The following is a 6,670-nucleotide window of genomic DNA, read 5'->3' on the forward strand; positions in this document are numbered from 1 at the left end:
GTGAAGGGGCTATAAGGCTGTATGACTGGCTGTATCGGCTGATTGGTTATCGTCGCTCCTATGTGCTTACAGGGTCTTTAATCAATCAGATGAAGAACGTCCTTAGCATTCAAGTGGGAGTATCTAGCTACAGACCTTGTATCCCTATGTCCCGACACAATCATTATCTGGGCGTTGTTAAATCCTTTCTTGGCTACGTTGGTGATGCGTGTATGTCTGAGCTGATGAAGCCTAACGCTGTCGTCTAGGCCTGCTTTGTTCCTTGCTAACCTGACAGCCTGAGAGACGCTATGAGGCGTTACAGTGAAGAGTCTTCCTTTATGTGCTCGGTCTGCTAATGCCAGACGCTGAGCCTCTTTAAGTAACTCTACGGCTCTGATGGTTAGGGGCACAGACCTAGTGCCGTTCTTCCCATCAATCACATCCGCAATTCGTTCCTCCAGGTGTAGGCAGTGAGTTGTGAGCTTGAGTATTTCTGATCGTCTCATAGCGGTTTCATAGGCAAGCTCTACAATGAGGCTCATGGTGGGGGATAGCTTGTTGAGCAATTGTCTAAGCTCGCCAACACTGATTACCTTGTCGCTAGATTTGTCTGGCTTAGGTAGGGCTATGTCACTTACGGGGTTGTGTATGTCGATTAGCAGGCCACGCTTAGCGAACCTGAAGAAACGGGACATGAACGCTAACTGAATACGACAGGTAGCGGGCTTGACCGTCTGTAGACGCTTCAGCTTGAAGTCATTGACTAGCTGAGGGGTGATGTCATGAATTGACTGGGGGAATGCAGCGTAGAGCTGATCAACGATCTTGATTGCATGGTCATAGCTACCCTTACCCTTGAGCAAGGTTTCGCAGTAGGTCATGCCCAAGGTGTAGAGCGTATGTGTCTGGTGTTCTTTAGTGACAGCCTCAAGCTGGTCAGCCCATGCTTGGGCCAGTGCTTGAGTAGGGAAGGTTTTAGACTGGGCAGGTTTCCCTTTCAGGCGGACCTGAGCATTCCAGTTTCCTGACGGTAGGGAGCGAATGTTAGCCATTGTTGACGCCTCATGATGTGAATGGGCGTTCTCTTAGGGCCTTGAGCTTCGTAGCTCTACGCCTAGCATGGTGGCTCTTGACATGGTGGGGGTCGTTGGTTCGAGTCCAATCGCGCCTACCAAACAAAATCCGCTCTGCTGGGCGGTCTAGAAGGGTCAACCGAGAGGTTGGCCCTTTTTTGCGCCTGGGGTTTGGGGAGGCTTGTTATAGTGGAAGCCACTGATAGCCGATACGCGGGCTTTTTCGCTACTCAACGGCCATTGGCGATATCTGCTTCGGCCTCGCCAATCAGATCGTCGAGAGATACTCGAACAGGTGTTTCGTTGGCGTCGAGACGTGCCTTGACCAGGTGTACGAGTTCCAGTTCGTCCAGGCGCTCGACCATCGCCTCATAGACATTCGCCGGGACCATGTAGCCCACAACGCGGTTGTGGTTCAGCACGGCCACAGGTAAGCCATTGGTGCTGCTCAAGGCGGAAGATGGGTTCTTCATGAGTTCAGATACGCTGACGGCCACATCGGCCAGAATATTTTGCATGGATATGACTCCTGAATAGGTCTTTATTCTGGTCTTTTTATTCAGGAGTGACCACCGCCCAGAATCTCCATGCGAGGCCCAAGTCCAGTCAAACCACGGGACATCGATCAGTCCGTCGTGCGTATGCCGCTGGCGTATTTGCTCCGCTACCTTCTTCACCAGTGAGCATCCCGACGCTTATTTTTCATCCTTGCTGATTTATGTCAAAAGCGGGCGACTTATGAGTCGCCCGCTTTTTGTAGGTCTCAGTTTCTAAAAGCAAGGACTCGGTCCGATTGTCTACCGCTTGCGCTGACATCAATCCGCAGTAGAAAAGGGGACAGATTTATTTTTACTTCGCTGCGCTGAGGGTTTTCATCGAATGGATTCGCTTGGATCAACTGGCAGCCGGCTAGAAAATAAATCTGTCCCCTTTTTTCCGGACGCCACAAGCCGACCGTCACCACGCGACCTGGCAATGTGCGAGGCGACGGTCATGCCCTGGCACATCCTGAGCTTGCCGGAGGGCGACTTGCGGACGGTGGTACCCGCCGGCGAGACGCCATTGCTGAAGCGCCCCTTCGTCCACGGTGCCTGGGACTGCTGGCAGGTCTGCGCCGACTGGTACAAGCGCGAGTAGGGGCTTGAGTTCGGAGCTTTCAAGCGCGCCGACGGCTGGTGGGAGAGCAAGGACAACACCAGCCTGTACGAGGTGAACTACGAGGCCGCCGGCTTCTACCGCGTCGACCAGCCACAGCGCGGCGACATGATCGTGACGGAGGTTGGCCGGACGGCTCACCCGAACCATGCCGGGATTTTCCTCGGTGCTGACCCGGGGCTGCCTGGCGAAGACGCCGAGGCCTTCGGCCCCGGGTCTTTTATGTTGCACCACCTGTATGGGCGCCCGAGCGAAATCATCGTCTTCGGCGGGCCATGGCTTGACCGAACACTCCTGATACTCCGGCACAGCCAAACGAATTAGCCACGTGATCCGACAGGGCTGTGGGCGTGCGGACCAATCAGCGTTTCGTGCCGGGAAGCCCTGGAGCCATGAAGTCGTCAGTATCTGGCTCTTAATGCTAAAAAAATCAATGACTCAGAGTTAAAGCTAATTGATGCGTTTGCCTTGAACGTCAACTAGGACCGACTACTCTTGTCAGCAGTGCAGGTGCCAAGATGATTAGCTAGATTTAAGAAATGGAAATAAATATTAGACGGCACAGCATGGTGTTGTTCAAAGAAGATTTATGACTTTCAATCGTGATAATTGGTTTTGTTGGTGGTCTCAGTAGGATCAATATGGAGCGTGATCTATGAAATTCATCGTTTATAATGTGGCGCGTTCAGAGTTTCGCTTGGCTAAATCAATCTCTAAGCTAAATAGGTTTCCAGTTCCACTCGATTCTGGAACTGCTTGGGTACACATAGAAGATGGTGAGCTGAGTAAAGGAGAAAGGATTGCGTTAGGGGCGAAGTTTAGAATTGCGACATTCAGTTATTTTAGGGAGGCGTACGAGCTGGCAAATCTTCTAAAAATAAAATACCCAACAAGTAAGTTTGTAGTCCCCGGTGCCTCGCCAAAAATTCTCAAATGGGCATTGCTGAGGTTGAACTGCAATGTTGTAACTGTTGACGTAAGTGGGGTGGAGCCGTATCGAGTCTCTATTTTAACAGCGGACAGCAAACTTGATAAGGGGGATAAGGTGATTGAAGATGGAGGCCGGAAATTTCATTTTAAGTTCGTGGCTCCTCAGTCCCAATTTATTCAGTACCTGAAGAGTAAGATCCAAAAAGATCCGCAAAAGCTGTTCAATACGATCGTTATTTTGGATTTCAATGACTCTGGTAGCGGGTTGTATGCGCTAAAAAGGGATACGGAGAGTCTGTTCAAGGACTTCGGCTTAAGAGTAAATTATAATGGGGTTGATATGGTGCCTGAAGTTATTGCTGTTTCAATTGCTGACTCGCCGGATCCCAGTGTAAATAACCCGACGGAAAAAGATGTGATAAGAAAGCAAATGCGCGACCTGTACTTTAAATCAATCGATGACTCCATTTCTCAGGGGCACAAGGCGGAATTTAAGAATCTTGGTGACGCGATGCAGCTTGGACACCTAAAGGCTAGCATTGGAAGAAATGCTGAGAAACGGGAGTATAATAACTCCGGGCACTGGGCAAACCCTAAAGTTTTGACCGCTGGAAAAGAGCAAGAGAACTACCAGCGTAATAAAAAGCTTTATCAGTCTGCGTTTCAGCTCGAAATCCCTAAACAGCTGTACCAGTACATAATAGATGCAACGTTTGTTGGCGATGGGCGACAAATCGATACCTAAGTGTATCTGGTCGTTTTTACGGTCGATTCTTGCATAGACCTTGAGCAAACAGAGGTGATAATAGAATACAAGGCTCGTAAATCAAAATAGTTGGGGTGTTTGGACTGCACCGTCTAGTCCGGCGCCGGCTTTTTCGTTCCCAGTGATATTCTGCATCCGTTCCCACAGGAGTGACTTGCATGAAATTTATCCTAGGAGTGCTGGCGGTATCGATGTTGGTGGGGTGTGTATCTCCCGGCGACCTTGAGTTGAAAGCTCCGAGCATTTTGGCCAGTACCGATAAAGACCCTAAGCGTTATGCGCTGTGCGTATTTCCACGGTGGCAGGACGCCCGCAGCGATGTTTCTATGTCCGAGACGGAGCATGGCTATCGGCTGATCGCGGCTAGCAACAATCTGACGGACGAGTTACTGAGCGTCAGAAAGACACCGAAAGGCAGCTCGGTACAGCTGTACCAGCGTATGGCTTGGGCGCCAGGTTATGGGCGTAGCGATATGGAACTGGCGGTGAAAAGCTGCCTGTAAAGCGAACAACAACATCAAGCCGCCTCAGGGCGGTTTTTTTATGCCCGGAGAAATCATGTCAGCCATCATCGCTACCTCTCACGCAAGATCTGCAGAAAAGGGACAGATTTATTTTTACTTCGCTGCGCTGAGAGTTTTCATCGAATGGATTCGCTTGGATCAACTGGCAGCCGGCTAGAAAGTAAATCTGTCCTCTTTTAGCCCCTATGCCAGAACTCGTGTCTGTCTGTAGTTGACGTTGAGTTGCACGCAATTCTTTATCCCTGACGAGACGCAAACAGCATCGTCCTTCAGCTCGNGTAAATCTGTCCTCTTTTAGCCCCTATGCCAGAACTCGTGTCTGTCTGTAGTTGACGTTGAGTTGCACGCAATTCTTTATCCCTGACGAGACGCAAACAGCATCGTCCTTCAGCTCGGGCGCGATTCCAATGAGTAGGCTATGGTTCAAGCGGGCGCGTGCCTTAACGTGCGTGAATAGCAAAGCAAAAAAAGGATAGGTTATGCACTCATCCGCTATTTTTCGTGCGGCTTCGCCTGGTCGCTCGCTGCTTCTCTCGCTCGGTCTGCTCGCTGCGGGTATCACCTCGGACGCATGGGCTGAGGATTATCCCCACGCCCAGGAACCGATTGGCACCGTGGAGCAGATCTATGACGGCGCAATGCTCCCCGATCTGGCGGTCAGTACCTACCGCAACATCGACCGGCTGTTCCCCACCCACAGGATTAAAGCCAGCGATCACCCGTATGCGCTGCCGAAATCAGACAAACAGTTGCCCAACGTTCGCTTCACTGTCGGGGACAAAAAGTACGACCTGTATGACTTCGTCGCACTGGACAGCATTACGGCGATGCTCGTGCTCAAGGACGGCAAGATCGTGTTCGAGACCTACCAGCGTGGCAACACCGAGAAAACCCGATGGATGTCGATGTCGATAGCCAAGTCCATCACCTCCACGCTGGCGGCTGCAGCGATCAAAGACGGCCTTATCAAGGGTCTTGATGCGCAAGTGGTGGATTACGTTCCCGAGCTCAAGGGCAGCGCCTATGAAGGTGTGACCGTGCGCAACGTGCTGATGATGTCTTCGGGCGTGAAGTGGAACGAGACCTACACCGATCCGGCGTCCGATCGTCGCGCGCTACTCAAAGCTCAGATATCGCAGAAACCGCGTTCGGCCATGGCCTTGATGGCAAGTTTGCCCCGAGCGGCCGAGCCCGGCACGGCCAACACTTACAGTACTGGCGAAACGCAGGTACTCGGCGAGATCGTCCGTGGCGCTGTGAAGATGCCGCTGGCCGATTATCTATCGCAGAAGATCTGGCAGCCGTTCGGTATGGAGAGTGATGCCCGGTGGTGGCTCGATTCGCCTGATGGCGTGGAAATCGGTGGCAGCGGTATCAGCGCCACGCTGCGCGATTATGGACGCTTCGGGCTGTTTTTCATGAACGGCGGCAAGATCAATGGCACGTCGATTCTGCCCGAAGGCTGGGTCAAGGAGGCGACGCTGCCGACCAGCCTCAAAGGCGGTAAGTCCCTGGATTACGGTTACATGTGGTGGACGGCGTGGACCGAGCCATCGGTGAAAGACGGCGCCTATTCGGCGGTCGGTATCCAGGGCCAGAACATCTACGTCAACCCTGCCAATAACGTGGTGATTGTCACCTTCGGTGCCCAGCCCAAGCCGGTTGACAAAGAGCCGATCGACCCGATGGTGTTCTTCGATGCCGTGGTAGCTGCGTTGAAGTAATTCGCGCGTCGGTGAGCCGACTAATCACTGGCTCCGTGGTGATAGCGCCATGCTGGCAGTTTTGTGGTGGGTGGGGTTGAATAGCGCAATCCACGAATGGAGTACGGGTCGGTTTATGCAGTTCAAGCGCGGGTTCAAGATCCTCGGTTTCGCTATGGTTATAGCTATGGCGGCTGGTTGTAAGTCTTACACTGAGAAAGCGGCGGAGGGGTTGCCAAACTCCCATACAGCAGGTATTCGGGCGATAGAGAAGACGCTCACTATTGCCAGCGTAGATGGAGCAGATACCCTATATGCTTTGTATACGCAGCGGACCGAATATCGCTTGTCCCCAGGAAACCATCGCCTGGAAGTAAAGAAGTGGACGGGGACGCGCGCGACTAGATCGATTTTTCGGGACGTTAATCTGAAGGCCGGGCGGGAGTACGGTCTTAAGGCTGTGCCAAGTGAAGACTGGTGGGACTTTAGGATTGATGTGTAGTGGTCTAATGAAACCGGACACCCATTTAGGCGAGA

General features: G+C 52.2%; 6 protein-coding genes and 1 pseudogene. 5 read left to right on the top strand and 2 right to left on the bottom strand.

Annotated features, from left to right (window positions below):
• Positions 1 to 77: 77 nt before the first annotated feature.
• Together MKS85_RS21265 and MKS85_RS21270 are read right to left on the bottom strand one after the other, a co-directional pair.
• Entirely contained in the window at positions 78 to 1,034 is a 957-nt protein-coding gene (locus MKS85_RS21265) for a site-specific integrase (RefSeq protein ID WP_310663126.1), read from the bottom strand.
• Between the two features lie 251 nt (positions 1,035 to 1,285).
• Positions 1,286 to 1,573 (bottom strand): antitoxin, encoded by a 288-nt coding sequence (locus MKS85_RS21270; protein ID WP_076383935.1) that lies wholly within the window; start codon positions 1,571 to 1,573, stop codon positions 1,286 to 1,288.
• 418 nt (positions 1,574 to 1,991) lie between these two features.
• Between MKS85_RS21270 and MKS85_RS21275 the strand changes: the two are divergent.
• The 5 genes and pseudogenes from MKS85_RS21275 to MKS85_RS21295 form a co-directional block, all read left to right on the top strand.
• Positions 1,992 to 2,534, top strand: a pseudogene (locus MKS85_RS21275) (NlpC/P60 family protein); the annotation flags it as partial.
• Positions 2,535 to 2,865: 331 nt separating this feature from the next.
• Positions 2,866 to 3,885, top strand: a complete 1,020-nt coding sequence (locus MKS85_RS21280; protein WP_188251359.1) for a hypothetical protein — start codon at positions 2,866 to 2,868, stop codon at positions 3,883 to 3,885.
• A 179-nt stretch (positions 3,886 to 4,064) separates the two neighbouring features.
• Positions 4,065 to 4,409: a hypothetical protein gene (locus MKS85_RS21285; RefSeq protein ID WP_188251358.1), complete on the top strand. Its 345-nt coding sequence runs from the start codon at positions 4,065 to 4,067 to the stop codon at positions 4,407 to 4,409.
• A gap of 55 nt (positions 4,410 to 4,464) precedes the next feature.
• Positions 4,465 to 4,587, top strand: coding sequence for a hypothetical protein (locus MKS85_RS21290; RefSeq protein ID WP_262927075.1), 123 nt, complete (start codon positions 4,465 to 4,467; stop codon positions 4,585 to 4,587).
• Positions 4,588 to 4,909: 322 nt separating this feature from the next.
• The gene (locus MKS85_RS21295) at positions 4,910 to 6,154 is read left to right on the top strand and encodes a serine hydrolase (protein ID WP_310663127.1); all 1,245 of its coding nucleotides are present in this window, start codon (positions 4,910 to 4,912) and stop codon (positions 6,152 to 6,154) included.
• The last annotated feature ends 516 nt before the right edge of the window (positions 6,155 to 6,670 follow it).

It is taken from the genome of Pseudomonas sp. JL2 (assembly GCF_031570495.1).
In the GTDB taxonomy this organism is placed as follows: domain Bacteria; phylum Pseudomonadota; class Gammaproteobacteria; order Pseudomonadales; family Pseudomonadaceae; genus Aquipseudomonas; species Aquipseudomonas rhizophila.